The 18,723-nt window shown below is 62.0% G+C and carries 15 protein-coding genes; 11 read left to right on the top strand and 4 right to left on the bottom strand.

Features of this window, described 5'->3' with window-relative positions; genetic code table 11:
* Nucleotides 1–547: 547 nt before the first annotated feature.
* On the bottom strand, nt 548–2,494 hold the full coding sequence (locus AC3I65_RS16405; protein ID WP_173406785.1) for a DNA topoisomerase III: 1,947 nt from the start codon (nt 2,492–2,494) through the stop codon (nt 548–550).
* 241 nt (nt 2,495–2,735) lie between these two features.
* On the opposite strand from AC3I65_RS16405, the gene AC3I65_RS16400 reads away from it, so the two are divergent.
* The 4 genes from AC3I65_RS16400 (at nt 2,736) to AC3I65_RS16385 (ending at nt 7,313) form a co-directional block, all read left to right on the top strand.
* Nucleotides 2,736–3,143 carry a response regulator gene (locus tag AC3I65_RS16400; RefSeq protein WP_047227796.1) on the top strand — a complete coding sequence of 136 codons (408 nt, stop codon included), beginning with the start codon at nt 2,736–2,738 and terminating at the stop codon, nt 3,141–3,143.
* Between the two features lie 113 nt (nt 3,144–3,256).
* Nucleotides 3,257–3,778, top strand: coding sequence for a sigma-70 family RNA polymerase sigma factor (locus AC3I65_RS16395; RefSeq protein ID WP_047227797.1), 522 nt, complete (start codon nt 3,257–3,259; stop codon nt 3,776–3,778).
* Nucleotides 3,775–4,734 carry a FecR domain-containing protein gene (locus AC3I65_RS16390; RefSeq protein WP_047227798.1) on the top strand — a complete coding sequence of 320 codons (960 nt, stop codon included), beginning with the start codon at nt 3,775–3,777 and terminating at the stop codon, nt 4,732–4,734. Before AC3I65_RS16395 ends, AC3I65_RS16390 begins: the two co-directional genes overlap by 4 nt.
* 101 nt (nt 4,735–4,835) lie before the next feature.
* Nucleotides 4,836–7,313 carry a TonB-dependent siderophore receptor gene (locus tag AC3I65_RS16385; protein ID WP_488524003.1) on the top strand — a complete coding sequence of 826 codons (2,478 nt, stop codon included), beginning with the start codon at nt 4,836–4,838 and terminating at the stop codon, nt 7,311–7,313.
* 41 nt (nt 7,314–7,354) lie between these two features.
* On the opposite strand, the gene AC3I65_RS16380 is transcribed toward AC3I65_RS16385, so the two are convergent.
* Together AC3I65_RS16380 and AC3I65_RS16375 are read right to left on the bottom strand one after the other, a co-directional pair.
* Nucleotides 7,355–8,977: an MFS transporter gene (locus AC3I65_RS16380; protein WP_047227800.1), complete on the bottom strand. Its 1,623-nt coding sequence runs from the start codon at nt 8,975–8,977 to the stop codon at nt 7,355–7,357.
* Between the two features lie 207 nt (nt 8,978–9,184).
* Nucleotides 9,185–10,828 carry a GMC family oxidoreductase gene (locus tag AC3I65_RS16375; protein ID WP_316911930.1) on the bottom strand — a complete coding sequence of 548 codons (1,644 nt, stop codon included), beginning with the start codon at nt 10,826–10,828 and terminating at the stop codon, nt 9,185–9,187.
* Nucleotides 10,829–10,957: 129 nt separating this feature from the next.
* Between AC3I65_RS16375 and AC3I65_RS16370 the strand changes: the two genes are divergently transcribed.
* The 4 genes from AC3I65_RS16370 (at nt 10,958) to AC3I65_RS16355 (ending at nt 15,070) form a co-directional block, all read left to right on the top strand.
* Nucleotides 10,958–11,842, top strand: a complete 885-nt coding sequence (locus AC3I65_RS16370) for a LysR family transcriptional regulator (protein ID WP_305466257.1) — start codon at nt 10,958–10,960, stop codon at nt 11,840–11,842.
* A gap of 159 nt (nt 11,843–12,001) precedes the next feature.
* Nucleotides 12,002–12,373, top strand: a complete 372-nt coding sequence (locus tag AC3I65_RS16365) for a c-type cytochrome (protein ID WP_047227803.1) — start codon at nt 12,002–12,004, stop codon at nt 12,371–12,373.
* Between the two features lie 115 nt (nt 12,374–12,488).
* Nucleotides 12,489–13,787, top strand: coding sequence for a D-arabinono-1,4-lactone oxidase (locus AC3I65_RS16360; RefSeq protein WP_488524321.1), 1,299 nt, complete (start codon nt 12,489–12,491; stop codon nt 13,785–13,787).
* A 74-nt stretch (nt 13,788–13,861) separates the two neighbouring features.
* Nucleotides 13,862–15,070, top strand: a complete 1,209-nt coding sequence (locus AC3I65_RS16355; protein ID WP_488524320.1) for a DSD1 family PLP-dependent enzyme — start codon at nt 13,862–13,864, stop codon at nt 15,068–15,070.
* A 139-nt stretch (nt 15,071–15,209) separates the two neighbouring features.
* On the opposite strand, the gene AC3I65_RS16350 is transcribed toward AC3I65_RS16355, so the two are convergent.
* The gene (locus AC3I65_RS16350) at nt 15,210–16,148 is read right to left on the bottom strand and encodes a SphA family protein (RefSeq protein WP_047227806.1); all 939 of its coding nucleotides are present in this window, start codon (nt 16,146–16,148) and stop codon (nt 15,210–15,212) included.
* Nucleotides 16,149–16,354: 206 nt separating this feature from the next.
* Between AC3I65_RS16350 and AC3I65_RS16345 the strand changes: the two genes are divergently transcribed.
* From AC3I65_RS16345 to imuA, 3 genes are all read left to right on the top strand, one after another.
* Nucleotides 16,355–17,395, top strand: coding sequence for an AraC family transcriptional regulator (locus AC3I65_RS16345; protein ID WP_139049646.1), 1,041 nt, complete (start codon nt 16,355–16,357; stop codon nt 17,393–17,395).
* Between the two features lie 76 nt (nt 17,396–17,471).
* Nucleotides 17,472–18,089 carry a transcriptional repressor LexA gene (gene lexA / locus AC3I65_RS16340; protein WP_047227808.1) on the top strand — a complete coding sequence of 206 codons (618 nt, stop codon included), beginning with the start codon at nt 17,472–17,474 and terminating at the stop codon, nt 18,087–18,089.
* A complete protein-coding gene (gene imuA, locus AC3I65_RS16335) occupies nt 18,089–18,721 on the top strand; it encodes a translesion DNA synthesis-associated protein ImuA (RefSeq protein WP_047227809.1) in 633 nt (210 codons plus the stop codon). Before lexA ends, imuA begins: the two co-directional genes overlap by 1 nt.
* The last annotated feature ends 2 nt before the right edge of the window (nt 18,722–18,723 follow it).

Genomic DNA, 18,723 nt, shown 5'->3' with positions numbered 1-18,723 from the left:
CAGGCCGTCAGCACCCGGCCGTCTGACTTCGACGGGGTCGTGCATCGGTTGTGTAGTGTTATCGAAGGGCTGCTACGCAAATGCGCTACAACGAAGAGAAACAGCGAAGAACCTTCAGGCATTGTCAACTTTCGAGGGTCGACCACGCGCGTCATGAGGATCGTCGCCGACGTTTCTCGTCCTTGTCACCGGACGGTCATGCCAGGTCAGCACCTTCAATCTGCCTTGTGGGCAGTCCCTTATCCAAAAAACAGCTCGGCGGTCAGACGAGCTTGCTCAAGCATTTACCTGTACTCCCGATCAGGGAGACGTCTGCATCATGCAAGGCCAAATCGGAGGCGTCAACGGTTTTGTAGTGATTATTTTTGGTCACTACATATTGTCGGACAAAATGGTTTTGTTATGAAAATTCTGGATCAGGGCAGATATCCCTGTGGGAGCGAGCCTGCTCGCGATGGCGGTGTATCAGTCGGTATCCATGGTGACTAACATAACGCTATCGCGAGCAGGCTCGCTCCCACAGGGCGACGCGTCGAACATGTATTTATCAGGTCGTCTTGGCTTTGCTCGCCTTGCGAGGTGTACCGCTGGCCTTGCGCTTGGCCGGCTTGCGTTTGCTTTTCCATGGGGTGGCCCCACGGCCGGCAGGGCTGGCCGGGCCGTTGATGGTCAGGCTCATGCCCTGGCAGCGGGCGATGTGTTTGCTCATCCAGGCGGCCTGGCGGGTCACGAACTCTTCCAGGCTCATCTCTCCGCTTTGCACCATGTCCAGCGCCTGCTCCCAGATGGCGGTAGTGCCTGGATCGGCGATGGCGCGGGGCACCGCATCGATCAGGCTGAAGGCCGCCGGTGTGGCGGACAGGGCCTTGCCGTTTTTCACCAGGTAACCCCGGTCGAGCAGGCCCTGGATGATCGAGGCCCGGGTCGCTTCGGTGCCGATGCCGGTGGTGTCCTTGAGCTTTTGCTTGAGCAGCGGATCCTCCACCAGCCGGGCAACGTTCTTCATCGCCTTGATCAGGTCGCCCTCGGTGAACGGTTTGGGGGGCTGGGTCCACAGGTCCTTGAGTTTGACCTCGTCCACGGCGCAGTCGCGACCTTCGACCAGGGCCGGCAAGGTTTGTGGTGCCGGTGCTTCACGGCCTCGTGCCGGAGCCAGCGCTTCGGGCAGGGCGCGTTTCCAGCCGGGTTCGACGATTTGCTTGCCAACGGCCCGCAATGCCTGGGCGGCGCAGTCGAAGTCGGCCTGGGTCCGGTCGTATTCGTGGTTGGGCAGGAACTGCGCCAGATATCGCGCCCGTATCAGCGTATAGACGGCCCGCTGCTTGCCGGCGAGCTTGTCGAGGTTCTTCGCCGCAGCGGTAGGGATGATGCCGTGGTGGGCGCTGACCTTGGCGTCGTTCCAGGCCCGGGATTTGCGTTGGGGCTGCAAGTGCTCGCGCAGCGGCGCCAGACCCGGGTCGGCCTGGGCGAGGGCGGCGAGGATGGCCGCAGCTTCGCTGTGCTGGCTCAAAGGCAGGAAACCGCAATCGCTGCGCGGATAGGTAATGAGCTTGTAGGTCTCATAGAGCGACTGGGCAATGTCCAGGGTTTCCTGGGCGCCGAGGCCGAGTTTCTTCGAGCAGACTTCCTGCAGGGTGCCCAGGTCGAACGGCAACGGCGCCGCTTCGCGCAAGCGCTCGGTGCGCACTTTCATCACCCGGGCGGTGGCAGCGTTGCCCATGGCTTGGGCGGCGTCCTGGGCGAGGGCCTGGTTCAAACAACGTTCCTGATCGTCGCAGGCATCCGGGTCGGCGCGCCACTGGGCGGTGAACACAGTGCCGTCGTGGCGCAGTTGCACGTCGATGGCCCAATAGGCGACCGGTACGAAATCCGCGATGCTGCGGTCGCGATCCACCACCAGGCGCAGGGTGGGGGTCTGCACGCGGCCCACCGGCAGCACGCCCTGATAACCGGACTGACGCCCCAGCAGCGTGAACAGGCGGCTCATGTTCATGCCGATCAGCCAGTCGGCCCGGGAGCGGCCGAGGGCCGAATGGTAGAGGTTGAAGGTTTCGGCGCCCGGCTTGAGTGCGGCCAGGGCCTTGCGGATCGACGCTTCGTCCAGGGCCGACAGCCACAGACGCTGGATCGGTCCACGGTAGCGGCAATGCTCCACCAGTTCCCGGGCAATCATTTCGCCTTCACGGTCGGCGTCGGTGGCGATGACCAGCGTCTTGGCTTCCCCCAACAGGCGCTTGACCGCCTTGTACTGGCCCGCGGTTTTCGGCTTGACCGTCATTTTCCACTGCGTCGGCACGATAGGCAGGTCTGCCAGTACCCAGCGCTTGTAGCGGGCATCGTAGGCGTCGGGCGGGGCGGTCTCCAGCAGATGGCCGATGCACCAGGTGACTGTGATGTTCGCGCCCAGCCAGCAACCGTCACCGCGGCGCGTGGCACCAAGCACGGCAGCGATGTCTTTGGCCTGGGACGGTTTTTCACACAGGTACAGCTGCATAGCGCCCTTTTCCTAAGCAGATTTCATGGGGCTGTAGCATGGTCATGGATGGGCGTCGGAGCAAGTTTTATCTGTATGGATATACAGATAAAGCGTTGCGATGCGTTGCTCCAGGGCGGTTATCGCAACGTTTGGCGGTGTATTTGCACGCAGAATGAATTTCTCGCAAGGGCATCGCTCATAACTTGCAGAGCGGTTGAAACCGCAAAGAACGTTTATGGGGTCAAGGAGAGTCACTTACATGAATTCGATGCCAAAGGGCAACGGACAGGCGGCCGCGCGTTTGATTCTCGTCGTTGAAGATGATCAGACCATTCTGGAGTTCCTCTGTGAGATCCTGCAAGACGAGGGCTTTGCCGTGGAGCCCCGGGAAAGCGCCGACGCGGCGCTGGAATTCCTCAAGCAGAGCGCTGACGATGTGGACTTGTTACTCACCGATATCACCATGCCCGGCAAACTGAACGGCGCGGACCTGGCCAATTTGACCGGCGACCGGTGGCCACAGATACCCTTGTTGATCATGTCCGGTTTCGAAACCCCGGAAAGCGCCGGGATCAAGCATCACGCCTCGTTCATCGCCAAGCCCTGGGCGCTGGGGCAGATGCTGGATCTGGTGGAGAGCACGGTGAAAAATCACTCTGTGCATTGAGCAATGCCAAGAGGGTGAGATGGCAGGCCTGGGACTGTGCATGTTTGGGTTGCAAGCGGCGATGCGCTCCATGACAATGCGAGTCATTATCAGTCGCGAATTATTCCATTGCCATGCCCGCCAACGATCTGTCCTTACGCAGTGCCGTCGACGTTCTGTACAGTGATCATCACAGTTGGCTCCAAGGCTGGCTGCGCAAGCGTTTGGGCAATGCTTTCGATGCCGCGGACCTGACCCAGGATACCTTCGTGCGCGTCATCAAGGCTCGCTCCGCGTTGGATATTCGTGAGCCGCGACCGTACCTGTCGATGATCGCCAAGGGGCTGTTGATCGATCTGTTTCGCCGCCGTTCGTTGGAACAGTCCTACCTCGAAGCCTTGGCCGCCATGCCGCAAGAGCAGCACCCGTCGCTGGAAGAACAGGCCATCCTGCTCCAGGCCCTGATGGAGATCGACCGCTTGCTGCTGGGGTTGGGGCCGCGAGTCAGGCAGGCGTTCATCCTGTCGCAGTTCGACGGCCTGACCTACCCGCAAATTGCCGAGCGCCTGGGCGTCAGCGTACGTACGGTGAATAACCACATGGCCAAGGCCATGGAACATTGCTGCCTGATGCAGATTCAATTACAACTTTCATGAACCTGCCAGCCGAAGAGTTGCAAGCCATCCGTGTGGCGGCGCAGTGGTACGCCCGGCTTCACTCCGGCATCACGACCGACGCGGATCGAGCCGGGTGGAATGCCTGGCTGAGTGCAGACCCGCTGCATAGCCAGGCCTGGCAACGAATGACAGCGGTGGCTGAACAGATGGCGAGTGTGCCGGGCGCCCTGGCGGCACCGACCTTGAGCGAACGCCACAATCGATCCCGTCGCCAGGTATTGCGCAGCGTCTTGTTGCTCACGTCCGCCAGCGGCCTGGGTTGGTTGGGCTGGCGCAGCCAGGCTACGCAGAACCTGCTTTGCGATTACCGCACCGCAGTGGGCGAGCGCCGCGAGTTTCAGCTGGCGGACGGCAGCACCGTGCTGCTCAACACCGACACCTCGGTCAATGTTCGTTTCGATGGGCGCCAGCGGCTACTGGAGCTGTTGTGGGGGGAGATCCTCGTCACGACGGCGATCGATCCCTTGCAGCGGCCTTTCAAGGTCATCACCGGTCATGTCGAAGTGCTTGCGCTGGGCACGCGTTTTATCGTCCGAGGCCAGGCGCGGGGCGGTGAGGTGGCGGTGCTTGAAAAAGCGGTCGAGGTGAGTCTCCCGGCGATTGGCTCGAGGATGCGCGTCGAAGCCGGCCAGCGCCTGGATTTCAATGACCGGTCGCTGGGTACGCTGCGCGGCAACGATGTGTCGGTCGGTGCCTGGCAGAAGGGAAGCATCATCGCCATTGACCGTCCTCTGGCGGTGCTGCTGGATGAACTGTCGCGTTACCGCAACGGCGTGTTGCGTTGTGATCCGGCCATTGCCGACTTGAAGGTTTCCGGCGTGTTTCCCGTCGATAACACCGATCTCGCCCTGGCGGCGCTGGAGAGTGGCTTTTCGTTACGCGTGACCCGCTACAGCCGATTTTGGGTCCGGGTATCGAGCGGCGATCAGCGCTGACGTGGCGGCGCGATAAAAAAGAACACTGTCCTGCACTTTTTATCTCCATCGTTCGGCTCTTCCTCAGTGAGTTTTTATCGACCGTTTGGGGGAGGGGAAGCATGTCTTGGGTAAGCGCGCCAGGTCGTCTGGTGTTTGCAGTGAAAATCGGCTTGCTGGCAGCCGTGACCGGCAGCGTCGGGGTCGTGAATGCCAGTCCGGCTCCAGGTGCCTCGGCGCAGCAGCGTTCGGTGCAGGCCTACGATATCGGGGCCGGCAGCCTGGTGGATGTCCTGACCCGGTTCTCCAGTGCCGCCGGTGTCGCCATTTCGTTTGATGCCCGGCAACTCCAGGGCCTGCAATCGCCCGGCCTGAGAGGTTCGTTCGGCGTGGGCGATGGGTTTGCCCGCATTCTTGGCGGTAGCGGCCTGCAAGCCGATCGCCAGGCCAACGGCACGTACGTGCTGCGCCCCGTGCCGGCCAACGGTTCGGCCATGCAACTGGGAGCAACCACCATCGAGGCGCAGATGCTCGGAGCGACCACCGAGAACAGTGGCTCCTACACGACGGGGGCGGTCACGATCGGCAAAGGCGAGCACTCCCTGCGCGAGACGCCGCAGTCGGTGACAGTGATCACTCGCAAGATGCTCGATGACCAGAACCTGAACACCATCGATCAAGTGATGGAAAAAACGCCCGGCATTACCGTCTACGACTCGACCATGGGCGGCAAATATTTCTACTCCCGTGGGTTCCGGATGTCCGGTCAGTATCAATACGACGGTGTTCCGCTGGACATGGGCAACAGCTATGTCCAGGCCGACAGTTTCAGCAGTGACATGGCGTATTACGATCGGGTCGAAGTCCTGCGCGGTGCCGCCGGGATGATGAAGGGCGCCGGCGGCACGTCCGGTGGCGTCAATTTCGTCCGTAAACGCGGCCAGGCCACGGCCCAGACCGAACTCAGCCTCTCGGGCGGCACCTGGGACAACTACCGCGGGCAGGTCGATACCGGTGGCCCGCTGAATGATTCCGGCACCCTGCGGGGCAGGGCGGTGATCGCCGAACAGAGCCGGCATTATTTCTACGACGATGCTCGGCGCAAGGACCAGATTTACTACGGTGCCCTGGACTTCGACCTGACGCCCGACACCACCCTCGGCCTGGGCCTGGCCTATGAGGACGTCGATGCGAGTCCTTGCTGGGGCGGGCAGCCGCGCTACAGGGATGGCAGCGATTTGAAACTCAGTCGCTCTACTTGCCTGGATCCGTCGTGGAACACCTGGCGTAGCCAGCGGACCACGGTGTTCAGCGATCTCAAGCATCAACTCAATGACGACTGGGCCGTGAAGGTGGCCGGTGTCTATACGAAAAACACCCAGGACATCAAATACGCCTTTGCATCCGGCTCGGTGACGCCGGGTGTCTCGACCACCAATGTGCTGGGCAGCATGTACGACTATGACCAGGTCGATTACGGCCTCGACGCCTACCTGGACGGCAAGTTCGACGCCCTCGGGCAGCAGCATGAATTGATCGTCGGCTTCAACGCCAACCGTTCGGACAAGGACGATTTTTTCTCGGTCGCCTTCCTGCCGCAGCAACAGAACGTATTCGATCCGGATCGACACATTCCGGAACCGGATGACAGTTACTTCATCGAGAACTCGACGCGCGGTGGCCCGGTGAAAACCGTCACCCGGCAACAAGGCCTGTATTCGACCCTGCGCCTGAAACTGGCGGACCCGTTGACGTTTGTCGTGGGCAGCCGGGTGAGTTGGTACAACTCCAAGACCGACTCGGTGTTCCTCACCGGCGGTTCGGAACACGCCAAGAGCACGGAGACAGGCCAGGTCACCCCGTTTGCCGCTGTGTTGCTGGACCTCAACGAACACCTGACGGCCTACGCCAGTTACTCGGACATTTTCACGCCCCAAGGCAACTACCGTTCCGAAAGCGGTTCGGCACTCAAGCCCCTGGTGGGTGAAAGCTATGAGCTGGGGATCAAGGGCGAATGGTTCGAGGGACGCCTGAACAGCGCCTTCAACCTGTTCCGCACGTTGCAGAAAGACCAGGCCCAGACCGACTACAACTCAAGCTGTGCGTCCTCGGACGGTTACTGCTACGAGAACGCCGGCAAGGTTCGCGCCCAGGGTTTCGAAGCCGAGATCAGCGGTGAAGTCATCGAGCGCCTGCAACTGCTTGCCGGTTACACCTACACCCAGACCAAGACCCTGAACGACATTGACACCAGTCTCAACGGCGGCTCGTTCAACAGCTATGTGCCGCGTCATGTGCTGCGACTGTGGGGCGATTATGCCCTGGGTGGGGCGTTCGAACGGTTCAGCGTCGGTGCGGGGGTCAATGCCCAAAGCGACAATTTCCGGGTATCGCCTGCGACGGGGGAGAAGATCACCCAGGCCGGTTATGCCGTGTGGAACGGTCGCGTCGGCTACCGCATCGATGACACCTGGTCGCTGGCCCTCAACGGCAACAACCTGTTCGACAAGCGCTACTACAGCACCATCGGGACCGAGAGTTTCGGTAACTATTACGGTGAGCCGCGCAACTTCACCATGACCCTGAAGGCGCACTTCTGATCCGCTGGCGAGGGAACAAACGCCCTCGCCACGGTTTGCCCTCAGTTTTTATCCAGGTCCACGTTCCGGGTTTCCCGCAGGCAAATCATGCCCACCACCAGGCTCACCCCGGTGATCATCACCGGGTACCACAGCCCGTAGAAAATGTCCCCGGTGTAGACCACCAGGGCAAACGACACGGTGGGCAGGAAACCGCCGAACCAGCCGTTGCCGATGTGGTAGGGCAGGGACATGGAGGTGTAGCGGATCCGAGTGGGAAACAGTTCGACCATCAGCGCCGCCAGTGGGCCGTAGCACATGGCTGAAATGATGATCAGCGCCACGATCAGTGCCACGATCATCGGCCGGTTGATCTGCTGGGCATCGGCCTGTTGTGGGTAGCCCGCCAGGGTCACCGCGCCGCGCAGGGCGGCTTCGTCGTAGCCTTCAAGCTTCACATCTCCGACGCTGACCTGCACATCACTGCCGGCCGGCGCCGCGACACTGCTGTAGGGCAGGCCTTGCTTGACCAGGAAGGTCTTGACCTTGTCGCATGGGCTATCGAAACGGGCCTTGCCCACCGGGTCGAACTGGAAGGTGCACGTGGCCGGATCGGCGATCACGGTGATCGGCGCCTGACGGCTCGCCAGGTCAATGGCCGGGTTGGCGTAGTGGGCCAGTGTCTTGAAGATCGGAAAGTACAACGCCGTCGCCAGCAACAGGCCAATCATCAGTACCGGTTTGCGCCCGACCTTGTCCGACAGCCAGCCAAAAAAGATGAAGAACGGTGCGCCGATGACCACGCTGACGATCAGCAGGCTGTTGGCCAGGGCCGGATCCATCTTCAGGAACTGGGTGAGGAAAAACAGCACATAGAACTGCGCGGCATAGAAGGTCACCGCTTGCCCGGCGTTGATGCTGAACAGCGCGATCAGCACCACCTTGAGATTTTCCCACTTACCAAAGGATTCGCGGATCGGCGCCTTGCAGCACTTGCCTTCTTCTTTCATTTTCAAGAAGGACGGCGATTCATGCAGGCTCAGGCGGATCCAGGTGGAGATGCCCAGCAACACGATCGACAGCAGAAACGGAATGCGCCAGCCCCAGACTTCGAACTGATCGCCCGTGAAATAACGACAGCCCAGTACCACCAGCAGCGAAAGCAGCAGCCCGAGGGTGGCGGTGGACTGAATCCAGCTGGTGTGGAAACCGCGCTTGCCCATCGGCGCGTGTTCGGCGACGTAGGTGGCAGCACCGCCGTACTCACCGCCCAAGGCCAGGCCCTGGAGCATGCGCAGCACCACGAGGATGATGGGCGCGGCAATGCCGATGCTGGCGTAGTTGGGCAACAGGCCGACGCAGAACGTCGCCAGGCCCATGAGTACGATGGTGGCCAGGAAGGTGTATTTGCGTCCGATCATGTCTCCCAGCCGTCCGAACACCAGTGCGCCGAAAGGCCGCACGATGAAACCGGCGGCGAATGCCATCAGGGCGAAGATGAATGCCGTGGTGTCGTTGACCCCGGCAAAGAACTGCTTGCTGATCACCGCCGCCAGGGCGCCATAGAGGAAAAAGTCATACCACTCGAACACCGTCCCCAAGGACGAGGCGAAGATGACTTTCTGGGTTTCCTGGCTGGTGCCGGCGCTACGCGTGGCTTCCAGGGACTGAACATGTTCAGACATTTGGGTATCCCTCACAGTGATTGTTTTTGTTGTTCCACTGTCGACGCCGGTACAGCGTCTCCTGTTTTGCTGCATACCTTGAATTCAAAGGGTTCTCCTTGTGGGAGCGAGCCTGCTCGCGAAAGCGGTATGCCGGTCGACATCATCGTGAGCTGATACACCGCCTTCGCGAGCAGGCTCGCTCCCACAGGGGGATTCTGTTGTTCTTCAGACCGTGGCAGGTTCCTTTTGGGGCGTGGTGCTGCGGATGTCCGCCTCGAGGATCATCTGCGCCGCCTTCTCGGCAATCATCAGCGTGGGCGAGCAGGTGTTGCCCGAGGTGATGCGCGGCATGATCGAGGCGTCGGCGATGCGCAGGCCGTTGATGCCGTGAACCCGCAGTTGCGCATCCACCACCGCGTCGCGGTCCTGGCCCATGCGGCAGGTGCCCACCGGGTGGAAAATCGTCGTGCCTATACGGGCGGCGGCCTGGTGCAGTTCTTCCTCGGTTTGCAGGCTTGGTCCCGGCAGGTATTCCACCGGCTTGAAGGCGCTCAACGCCGGGGCGGCGACGATGCGTCGGGTCAGGCGGATGGCGTCGGCGGCGACCCGCAAGTCTTCGGGATGGCTCAGGTAGTTGGGCTGGATCAGCGGTGCCTCGTGCGGGTCGGCCGAGCGAATGTCCACCCGGCCGCGGCTTTGCGGACGCAGGTCACAGACCGACGCAGTGAACGCCGGGAAACTGTGCAGTGGTTCGCCAAAGCGTTCCAGCGACAAGGGCTGTACGTGGTATTCGAGGTTGGCCGAGGTCTGTTCCGGCCCCGAGCGGGCGAACGCGCCGAGTTGGCTGGGGGCCATGGACAGCGGGCCGCTGCGATCATAGAGGTAGCGCAGCCCCATGCCCATCTTGCCCCATAAAGTGCCGGCGATCTGGTTCAGGGTACGGGCGTTTTCCAACTGGTAGATCAGCCGCAGTTGCAAGTGGTCCTGCAAGTTGCCGCCCACGCCGGGCAGCTCATGAACCACGCCAATGCCCAGGCGTTGCAACAGGTTGCGCGGACCGATTCCCGAGCGCTGCAAAATACCCGGCGAGCCGACGGCGCCGGCGCACAGCACGATTTCCTTGCGCGCCTTGAACGTCATGCTTTTGCCTTGCCAACGGGCGCTGACGGCGTGGGCCCGGTTGTCACGCAACAGCACGCGGTCGACTTCGACATCGGTCATTACCGTGAGGTTGGGGCGCTGGCGAACCGGTTTGAGGAAGGCCTTGGCCGCGTTCCAGCGCACCCCGGCTTTCTGGTTGACCTGGAAATAGCCGCAGCCTTCGTTGTCGCCGCCGTTGAAGTCGTCCACGCTGGGGATACCGCTCTGCTCGGCGGCGGTGCGAAACGCATCGAGAATCGGCCATGACAGGCGCTGGCGTTCGACCCGCCATTCCCCGGCGGCGCCATGGAGCTCGGAGTCTCCGGCAAAGTGGTTTTCGCTCTGTCTGAACAACGGCAGCACGTCTTTCCAGGCCCAGCCAGGGTTGCCCTCGGCGGCCCAGCTGTCGTAATCCGCGGCCTGGCCGCGCATGTAGATCATGCCGTTGATGGAGGAGCAGCCACCCAGCACCTTGCCCCGTGGGTAACTCAGTGCGCGCCCTTGCAAACCCGCTTGCGCCTCGGTCTTGAAGCACCAGTCGGTGCGCGGGTTGCCGATGCAGAACAGGTAGCCGACCGGGATGTGAATCCACGGATAGTTGTCGCGCCCGCCCGCTTCAAGCAACAACACCCGGTGCTGCGCGTTGGCGCTAAGCCGGTTGGCCAGCAGGCATCCGGCAGGGCCGGCGCCCACGATCACGTAATCGTATTCATCGACGACAGGTTGCATTCGCGACCTCATTTTTGTTCTTGTGGGATGCATCCTAGTTGTTAGGTTTCGTCAAAAGAATGTTAGTTTTTGCGCAACTGCTGTGCGTTTTTAAACAGTCCTGCCTTCAGGCGTGTTCAAGGATGGCCCATGTTCGACTGGAATGACCTGCGCTACTTTCTGGAACTGCAACGCAGCGGCCGTTTGCTCACCGCCGCACGACGCCTGAACACCACCCATGCCACTGTGGCCCGGCACATCGAAGCCATCGAGAAAAGCCTGGGCACTGCGTTGTTTGTCCAGCATGCCCAGGGCTATGAACTGACCCCTGCGGGCGAATCGTTGCTCAAGCACGCCGAAGCCATGGAAAACGTGGCGCTACTGGCTCAGGAGGACATCACCCAGTCCAGCGCGCCCTTGGGCAAGATCCGCGTGGGGGTGACGGAAGGGCTGGGCATCATGTTTTTAGCCAGCCGCATGGACGGTCTGTTCCAGCGCTATCCGGGGCTGGAGGTGGAGTTGGTGGCGGTGCCGCGTTTTGTCAGCATCCTCAACCGCGAAGTGGAAATCAGCATTCACCTCGAACGCCCGGTGGCCGACCTGCTGGTGACCCGCAAGCTCACCGACTACAGTCTGGCGCTCTACGCCAGCCAGGCCTACCTGGACCGCTCGCCACCGTTGCGCAGTCGCGAAGACCTGGCCCGCCATGCCTGGATCGGGTATGTCGACGACCTGCTGTTCAGCCAGGAACTGATGTTTCTCAACAGCTTTTGCCGCAACCCTCGGGTGGTGTTCCACAGCACCAGCGTCATCGCCCAGCAACAGGCTGCACGCTCGGGATTGGGGATTGCCGTACTGCCTTGCTACATGGCCAGCAGCGACCCGGCCCTGGTCCCTTTACTGCCCGATGAAACCATCCGCCGCAGCTACTGGATCAGCACCCGCCGCGAACTGCACAAATCCGTGCGCCTGCGGGTGCTCTGGGATTATGTGGTGCAGTTGTGCGAGCGCGAGCAGGGGCTGCTGCTGCCCTGATCGCCAATGTCCCTGGCCATCGATCATCCAGCGCTGGCCGCGCAAGTCCCCTTTTATGGCCCCCAATGACCTCAAGCCAACGCGCGGGCGTGCCTTAGTGTGAGTCTGTCTGACCCAACACAATAAAGGCGTGCTCATTGCGCCACCAAGAGGGGCCCCATGTCGGTACCAACGTCTTCAGCCTGGACTCACGCTGCGGCGATTCTTTCGCTTGGCGTATTGCTCGCCGGTTGCGGCGAAGAGGCCAAAACGAGCCCGCCCAGGGCCTTAACGAGTGTGCCCGCCGACGGAGCGCTGGCACAAATCTACGACAGCAGTTGCAAGCTCTGCCACGCCAACCCCGGCGCCGGAGCGCCCCTGACCGGCGACGCCAACGCCTGGGCGCCGCGAGTGGCCCAGGGCAGCGACACCCTGCTTGATCACACGATCAACGGCTACAACGGCATGCCGCCGATGGGTCTGTGTATGCACTGTTCCGAAGAGCAGTTCCTGGCCCTGATCGGCTTCATGTCCGGCCAGCCATTGCAATGACCAACAGGGGAACGACGGCATGACGATGGACTATTCACGGCGCCAGTGGCTGCAACGGGCCGCCGCTGTCGCGGCCTTCACGGCGCTGGGCAGCCAGGGCGCCCTGGCCGAGTTGATGCGCGCCCCGCGACTGATTCCGTGGCGCAATTGGTCCGGTGCGCAAAGTTGCCTGCCGGCAGTGCGTCTGGCTCCCAAGAATCTGGATGAACTGGTGCAAATCGTGGCCCGCGCCGAAGGGCGGATTCGTCCGGTGGGTTCAGGCCATTCCTTCAGCGCCCTGGTGCCCACGGACGGGACTTTGCTGTCGCTGAGTTTTTTCAGCGGTCTGCTGGATCACGACGTCGCCAGTCTGCAGGCCGAGTTCGGTGGCGGTACGCCCATGTCGCGCATGGGCCCAGCGCTCAAGGCCATCGGTCAGGCGCTACCGAACATGGCCGACGTGGATTACCAGACCCTGGCCGGGGCCATCGCCACCTCGACCCACGGCACCGGCAAGGCGTTCGGTTCGTATTCGGCGCAGGTGGTCGGGCTGCAACTGGTGACGGCCGGCGGCGAGGTGCTTGATTGCAATGCCAACCGCCATCCCGAAGTGTTCAAGGCCGGGCGGGTGTCACTGGGTGCGCTGGGGCTGGTGACCCGTGTGCGTTTGCAGAACCGTCCTGCTTATCGGCTGCGCGAGCGCCAGTGGGTGGCGAAAACCGAAGAGTTGCTCGAGGACCTGGACACCAACACTCGGGACAACCAGCATTGGGAAATGCAGGTGGTCACCCATTCCGACTATGCGTTGTCGATTGCCTTGAACGAAACCACCGATCCGGCCACTGCACCGGTGAGCCCCGAGGAGGAGGGTGGCAACGAATTCGTCACCCTGATCGAAAAGCTCGACAAGTATGGCAGCGACTTTCCGACGATCCGGCGCACGTTGCTCAACAGCCTGCGACTGGTGGCCGACTTCGAGGATCGGGTTGGCGATTCCCACGACATCTACGCCAATGCGCGCACCGTGCGCTTCAACGAGATGGAATATTCGGTGCCAGCTGAACACGGTCCGGCGTGCCTGCGGGAAATCCTCAAGCTGATCCGCGACAAAGACCTGCGCACCTGGTTTCCCATCGAATACCGCTACGTGAAGGCCGATGACATCGCCCTGAGCATGTTCGAAGGCCGCGACAGTTGCTCGATCTCCGTGCACCAGCATTACCAGATGGACCATCACAATTTCTTCGCCGCCATCGAGCCGGTCTTCTGGAAATACCAGGGGCGCCCGCATTGGGGAAAACTGCATTCCTTGAACGCCAGGACGCTCCAGGCGCTCTACCCACGCTGGAATGAGTTTGCCCAGGTGCGCCAGGCCCTGGACCCTGGCGGAAAATTCCTCAACGGGCATCTTTCAACGATTCTGGGAGCGAGCTGATGGGTTTCAATCGTCGAGGGTTCCTGGCTGGGACGGTGGGCGCCGGACTGTTGCTGACCGGCGTCGGTGCCTGGCTGCGACCGCGGGACCAGGGCGGGCCGTACAGCGATTATTTCCGCCAGTTGAACCGGGAACTCAAGGCCCACGGTCCCATGCGACCGGTGATGCTGATTGACCTGGACCGACTCGATCACAACATCGACGTGGTAATGGCCTCGGTCCGGCGCGCCGGCAAACAGCTGCGCTTGGTGGAGAAGTCCCTGCCATCGCCGGGGCTGTTGAACTACATTGGCCAGCGAGCCGAGACTCGACGGTTGATGTCGTTCCACCAACCGTTTCTCAACCACGATGCGTTGCAGTTTCCCACGGCTGATATTTTGCTGGGCAAACCTCTCCCAGTGCGCAGCGCCGCGTTGTTCTATGAGCTTCACAAAGGCCCCTTCGATCCGTCACGCCAGTTGCAGTGGCTGCTGGACACGCCTGAACGGCTTGAGCAATACCGGGCCCTGGCCCAGGGGCTTGGCATTCGCTTGCGGATCAATATCGAACTGGATGTAGGCCTGCACCGGGGCGGGGTAGCCGACGATGCCACGCTGGAGGCGATGCTCAAGCTGATCCGGGCGAACCCGACGCACTTGGAATTCACCGGGTTCATGGGCTACGACCCGTTCGTGGGCATGGGCGTGCCCGAGCTGCTGGCAACCCCTCAGGAGCTGCTGGCGCAGGTCATGGCGATCTACACCGCACGGGTGGATTTCGTACGTCTGCGCTACCCCGATCTCTGGCATCCTGGCCTGACCCTCAACACCGCCGGCAGCCCCAGCTATCGCTTGCACGAACGGGAGAAACTGAGCAGTGAAGTCTCGGTGGGCACGGCCATGCTTAAACCCAGCCACTACGACCTGCCATCGTTGAACGAGCACGTACCGGCCGCCTACATCGCCACGCCGGTCTTGAAGCGCACCGGCCCGGTCAACATCCCCGCGCTGGACGACAAGTCGCGGATTTTTTCCTGGTGGGACGTGAACCAGCGCGAGACTTTTTTCATCTACGGCGGCAACTGGATGGCCGATCTCGAATCACCCCCGGGCTTGAAGCACAACGACCTCTACGGTCGCAGCTCCAATCAGGAAATGGTCAACGGTTCTGAAACGGTGGGGCTGGCGGTGGAGGACCAGGTGTTCCTGCGACCGACCCAGAGCGAGTCGGTGCTGTTGCAGTTCGGTGATCTGCTGGCCGTGCGCGGAGGGCGGATAGTCGAGATGTGGCCGGTCTATAGCTGACCACGGATCTTGTGGGAGCGAGCCTGCTCGCGATGACGGCGGTACATTCAGCATCAATGCAGGCTGATCCACGGCTATCGCGAGCAGGCTCGCTCCCACAAGGAATTGCTGGTGAGCCTGCCGGAATCGAATAGAGCGTTCACAACGCAAACGGAATACTGATCTTGGCCCAGAGCATTTCGCCTTCGGGGCGGTTCTCTACGTTGAACTCCTTGGCCCAGCGGATCTCGGCGCTGGCGTATTTGAGAAAGGTCAGGTGCAGCGCCGGACCGATGGCGAACACCTGGCCGCGCACGCCGTCATCCACGTCCTGACCGGCGAACTGCACGGTGCGGCCGTATTGTTTGTCGTCGGTGGTCTGCTTGAGGTAGTAACCGTTGAGCCCCAGCATCACGTTGTCCGTCAGCCGGTAACTGGCGGAGTAATCGAAGTGAAAAATCTGCCCTGAGCGGTAGTCGGTGTCCTTGTTCTCGCGATTGAAACTGTAAGTGCTTTTCATCGACACCTCGGTGTTTTCCGTGGGCAACCAGGTGAAGGAAAACAGCGGCTTGTAGGTGTAGAAATTGGTGCTGGTGTTGGCCAGGCGGTCGGTGCTGTATTCGCCGGTCGGCACGGTGATTTCCAGTGCGGCGGCCAGGGTCAGGTTTTTGCCCATGTCCCACAGCACGATGGGCGAAATGGTGGTATCGCCCATGCCTTCGCGAGTGTCCTGCAGGCCGAACACCGAGATTTCCTGTTTGATCCAGGGCTGGCCAACGTAGATACCCAGGCGTCCACCGGCCACCCGCAAAGGGCTCAGATAATCGATCCGGGGGACCACCGCCGTGGATTCGATTTCGACATCCGGGACTTCGCCGCCCAACGAACTGATGTTGAATTTCCTGGCCTTGTAATGGTTGTAGTAGAGGTTGAACGCAAACATGTGGTCAGGAAGGTTGTCGACGTCCAGCGGCAACACGAAGAAACCGTCGGTGCCGGTGCCGATGTTATCGACTCCGGTTTCGGTGGCCAGGGCCGGCAGGGCACAGGCCAGGCCGAGGGTCAGTTGCAAGGCGAATGTCGTGCGGGTCGGGTTCATGCGGGGGCTCATTATTATTGTTGGAAATGCACCAAAGGTCCGAGCCATACAAATAAGCCGTTCGCCGCCGACAGGGCAGGGTATTGGCGGCCACACAGGGGACATGGGCGGCCAGATTTTTGTGCCCCTCTATACGCTGGGTCATGCTAACGTTTATGAAACAACCGGTTACAAAGACGCCGCCTAACGTACCCCGGAACCCGCCCATGCAGATGAAAGTCATCGACCCGACCTATGAACTGGCGCTGGTGTCGCCGTTTCTTTTGCAAACCTTGGCCGACGTGGTGGCAGACCAGGGTTTCGATGCCGCCAGCCTGTGTCGCGGCCTTGGTTTCGGGCTCGACGATCTGCAGGATCCTGCCCAGCGGATTTCCTATCGCCAGGCCGTGGTCATGATCCAGCGGGCGCTCAAGCTGTTGCCTGATCGGGGCCTGGGCTTGTGGGTTGGCGATCGCAATGTATTGGGTACCCTGGGCCTGCTGGGCCACGTGTTGTCGCTGTGCGAAACCCTGCGCGATGCCTTTGCCCTGGGGATTCGGTATCAACACACCACCGGCGGCATCGCAGTATCGAGTGTTGAAGAGGCCAGTGACCGGATCATGGTGGAGGCGACTTGCCGCCTGCCTTTTGCCGAGGTCCAGGTTTTTGCGGTCGAAGAGTTTTTCGCCAGCCTGATGGTGTACGGCAGGGCGTTGGCAGGTCCTGACTTCAGGCCCCAGGCCGTGGAGTTCATGCACGCTGCGCCGTCTTATGCCCAGGAATACCATCGGGTCCTGGGGCCGGATGTGCGTTTCGGTTGTCGTCACAATCGCATGCTGATCGATGCCTGTTGGCTCGGCGTACGCCTGCCCAACCATCATCCGCTGGCCTTGCGTCAGGCCCTGGCCTTGCTGGAACAGGAGGCCACTGAGGTCCATCGCAAGATCGATCTGATCCAGGCGGTGGAGCGGGCGATTGCCCGGGACCTGACCCGTGGCAGCCACATCGAGAAAATCGCCAGCGACCTCAACATGAGCAGCCGCACCCTGCGCCGACGCTTGACCGAGCACAACCTGACCTTCGAAGCCTTGCTGGAACAGGTGCGTCGTGGCCGGACCCTGAACCTGCTGGCCAACCCCGACTGGTCCATCGAGCGCATCACCGAAGAGGTCGGCTACAGCGATGTGCGCAGTTTCCGCCGGGCGTTCCGGCGCTGGACCGGGATGAGCCCGAGCGCGTTTCGGACCGAGGGGTCGACACCGGCTTAGCCGGGACGGTCAATGGTCGGCTCCCTGTGGTTGACTGACTGGCGGTGCTTGTCAGAAAAAACCGACAAGAGTACAAATGTACTCCATGACGACTCTCACCCCCCGCCGTACCGCCATCCTGACCTTCATCCGCGAACGCATCGCCGAGCAGGGCCAGCCCCCCAGCCTCGCTGAAATCAGCGAGGCGTTCGGTTTCGCCTCCCGCAGCGTGGCGCGCAAGCATGTGCTGGCGTTGACCGAAGCCGGTTTCATCGAAGTCAATCCGCATCAGGCCCGGGGTATCCGCTTGCTGAACCAGCCGCCGCGTCCCGAGCTGCTGGACGTACCGGTGCTGGGGCGGGTGGCCGCCGGCCTGCCGATCGGTGCGGATGCCGAGGTCCACAGTCGCCTGATGCTCGACCCGGCGATGTTCACCAAGGCGCCGGATTACCTGCTACGGGTCCAGGGGGACTCGATGATCGAGGATGGCATTCTCGACGGCGACCTGGTGGGCGTGCAGCGTACGCCCCAGGCCTCCAACGGCCAGATCGTCGTGGCGCGCCTGGACGGTGAAGTCACCATCAAGCGCTTCGAGCGAATCGGCGAGCGGATACGTTTGCTGCCGCGCAACCCGGCCTACCAGCCGATCATTGTCGAAGCCGACCAGGACCTGGCCATCGAAGGCGTGTTCTGTGGCTTGCTGAGGCAAGGCTGATGGGCGCTGTCGTTGCGCTGGACACGCTGTTCAACGGTGGCCAGGTCTGGAAGGGCCGGCCCGCGCCCCCGGCTGCCAGCCCGCAGCCCACCGGTCATGCGGCCCTGGACGCGGCGTTGCCCAGCGGTGGCTGGCCGGAAGCGGCGTTGACGGAACTGCTGGTCGCCGCGCCGGGCGTGGGCGAGTTGCAACTGGTCTGGCCAACCTTGGCGCGACTGACGGCGGCGGGGGAGCGGATCGTGCTGGTGGCGCCGCCATTCGTGCCCTATCCGCAGGCCTGGCAGAACGCTGGGGTGGACCTGCGCCAGTTGTCAGTGATCCGGGCCGATGAGCGCGATGCCTTGTGGGCCGCCGAACAATGCCTGCGTTCGGGCAGTTGTGGCGCGGTGCTGTGCTGGCCCCGCCAGGCTGATGATCGCGCCCTGCGCCGCTTGCAAGTGGCGGCGGAAACCGGCCAGACCCTGGCGTTCGCCTGGCGCTCGATTCAGGAAGCCATCAACCCCTCGCCGGCGGCCCTGCGCATCGCCATCGATGGCCGGCCAGGGCAATTGCGAGTGCTCAAGTGCCGGGGCGGGCTGGCCCGTTCGACGCCGATTGCCTTCGCCACGCTCAGCACACCGACCGAGCATTGAGG

The sequence above is a fragment of the Pseudomonas sp. N-1-13 genome, from assembly GCF_057787095.1.
This window is presented reverse-complemented; position numbering and strand designations above follow the sequence as displayed.

What these genes read in the sequence shown, in the direction of transcription:
- AC3I65_RS16380 (WP_047227800.1), bottom strand. Translation starts at nt 8,977, where the DNA reads ATGTCTGAACATGTTCAGTCCCTGGAAGCCACGCGTAGCGCCGGCACC.
- AC3I65_RS16385 (WP_488524003.1), top strand. Translation starts at nt 4,836, where the DNA reads ATGTCTTGGGTAAGCGCGCCAGGTCGTCTGGTGTTTGCAGTGAAAATC.
- AC3I65_RS16360 (WP_488524321.1), top strand. Translation starts at nt 12,489, where the DNA reads ATGCGCGCCCCGCGACTGATTCCGTGGCGCAATTGGTCCGGTGCGCAA.
- AC3I65_RS16370 (WP_305466257.1), top strand. Translation starts at nt 10,958, where the DNA reads ATGTTCGACTGGAATGACCTGCGCTACTTTCTGGAACTGCAACGCAGC.
- AC3I65_RS16350 (WP_047227806.1), bottom strand. Translation starts at nt 16,148, where the DNA reads ATGAACCCGACCCGCACGACATTCGCCTTGCAACTGACCCTCGGCCTG.
- imuA (WP_047227809.1), top strand. Translation starts at nt 18,089, where the DNA reads ATGGGCGCTGTCGTTGCGCTGGACACGCTGTTCAACGGTGGCCAGGTC.
- AC3I65_RS16365 (WP_047227803.1), top strand. Translation starts at nt 12,002, where the DNA reads ATGTCGGTACCAACGTCTTCAGCCTGGACTCACGCTGCGGCGATTCTT.
- AC3I65_RS16345 (WP_139049646.1), top strand. Translation starts at nt 16,355, where the DNA reads ATGCAGATGAAAGTCATCGACCCGACCTATGAACTGGCGCTGGTGTCG.
- AC3I65_RS16375 (WP_316911930.1), bottom strand. Translation starts at nt 10,828, where the DNA reads ATGCAACCTGTCGTCGATGAATACGATTACGTGATCGTGGGCGCCGGC.
- AC3I65_RS16400 (WP_047227796.1), top strand. Translation starts at nt 2,736, where the DNA reads ATGAATTCGATGCCAAAGGGCAACGGACAGGCGGCCGCGCGTTTGATT.
- AC3I65_RS16395 (WP_047227797.1), top strand. Translation starts at nt 3,257, where the DNA reads ATGCCCGCCAACGATCTGTCCTTACGCAGTGCCGTCGACGTTCTGTAC.
- lexA (WP_047227808.1), top strand. Translation starts at nt 17,472, where the DNA reads ATGTACTCCATGACGACTCTCACCCCCCGCCGTACCGCCATCCTGACC.
- AC3I65_RS16390 (WP_047227798.1), top strand. Translation starts at nt 3,775, where the DNA reads ATGAACCTGCCAGCCGAAGAGTTGCAAGCCATCCGTGTGGCGGCGCAG.
- AC3I65_RS16405 (WP_173406785.1), bottom strand. Translation starts at nt 2,494, where the DNA reads ATGCAGCTGTACCTGTGTGAAAAACCGTCCCAGGCCAAAGACATCGCT.